Annotated in this window: 1 pseudogene; it reads right to left on the reverse strand. The window is 58.5% G+C overall.

Annotated elements, in window-relative coordinates:
* Positions 1-1,738 (reverse strand): annotated as a pseudogene (locus AUR66_RS22230) (helicase-related protein); the annotation flags it as partial.

Below are 1,738 nucleotides of genomic sequence, written 5' to 3' on the forward strand. Positions count from 1 at the left end.
GATATCCAGGACAGCGTCCCGTCTTTCCGAATCGTTGTCGGGGAAACCGAGGTTGACGACCTCCCCATACGGTGTCGTGCGGTGGTGTTCCCGCTCTAACGCCGCCGAGAGTTCGTCTGGATTCCGCTGGTAGTGTTGGATGACGTCAGCGTACTCACGGAGGACCTCAACCAACGCGTACGTTCGTGATACGTTGTGCGGGACCGAACCGACGATTCGACGACCCAGTCGGTGGGGATCCTCGTACGCGTAGAACGACTGTTTGAGGAGCGGACCCGGAGAGGGATATGTGTTCACGTCCTTCCAATAGAGAGCGTGGACCTGGTTCTCGGCACCCTTGATAGTCGCCGTCGCGGTGACGTTCTTGATGTCCCAGCCGTCACCGACCCGGTCGGCCCATTCCTGAAGGAACGTCTCGTAGTGGGAATCGAATGCGCCAAACTCCTCACGGAGCAAGTGGAGTTCGTCCTGGATCAGGATCGACGGTGGGTCAACTGGGTCAACGTCCTCTACATCTTCGTCACAACTGTACCGCGAGTATCCCCGGTTCGCAACTAGACATCGGTTCTCTCCCGAGAACCCGTGCTTTGGGCAGCGTTTCTTCAACCGTCCGAAGAGGGTACGGAAACGACGCTGCATCCCGACGACAGCGATCTTGTCAATCGTGCTCACCACGAACGTCGGTGCGTACCGATACACCTCGCGGTCCGTCACGTAAATGGGAAGCTCCTCTTCGTCGCAGGTGTCGTTCGTGCAGATGTGGAGGAGGCGCATCCGGTCGTAGTCTCCGTCCAGCTCGACGTCGTCCTCACCACAGAACGGACACGTCGTCACGATCTTCCACTTCTCGGCGTATCGACTGTCCTCCTTTTTCACCAAACTAATGTTGTCAGTGAGATTTCCGTCCTCGTCCGTCTCCATCAGTTGGTTCGGGGTGTTCCCGCTCCCAACGAAGTATCCGAGGCTGAATTCGTCGGTGTCAGGACACTCACGGCGTCGAATCAGTTCTGCCTGTGCGAAGACGTCCGCGATACGCTGGAGTTGCTGTAGGGAGAGCAGGCGGAGCGGGAACTTCGTTAGCGCGGTCGTCCCGTGAGCCTTCCCTCGGAGCCGATCTCGGAACGCGGTGAAGACGACGAGACCGAGGTAGGCCTCGGTCTTCCCACCACCGGTAGGGAAGTAGATCACGTCAACCTCGTCCAAGCAGTGGTCCTCTGCGTCGATATCTTCGGTTTGGGCCACGACGTCCGGGATGGCCATGACGATGTAGATGATCTGGAAGAGGTACCACTCCTCGTACTTCTCACCCATCTGGTCGAACGTCTGGTTCATGAACTTGAACGCGGCTCGACTGTGGCCTACGTCGTCCTGGATGAGCTTCCGGCCCTGGTCGAAGCGCCGTCGCTCCTTCTCGAACGCCTCCAAGTTCTCGTCGAATTTCTCGCGTGCTTCGTCGCTCCGTTCGGTTAGGACTTCGGAGCGCATTGACTCATACTGTTCCCGCGCTTCTTCCATCTCCCGAGAGATGCGGTCCAAGTGCGTCTCGATAGTCCCCCACGCGAAGTCACTGAACGGAGCTGAGAGCGTCTCTCGACTACGGTACTTCCGCTGCTCGTGAATCGGGACGGTCACCGTCTCTATCGTGGTGGGACTGGTTCGTTCGACGCTACAATTGCGCCCGAGACCGTCCATCTCGGGGTCGTAGTGGTACTCGTTCCTGATCTCGTCGGAGACGAAC

It is taken from the genome of Haloferax profundi (assembly GCF_001469865.1).
Lineage (GTDB): Archaea > Halobacteriota > Halobacteria > Halobacteriales > Haloferacaceae > Haloferax > Haloferax profundi.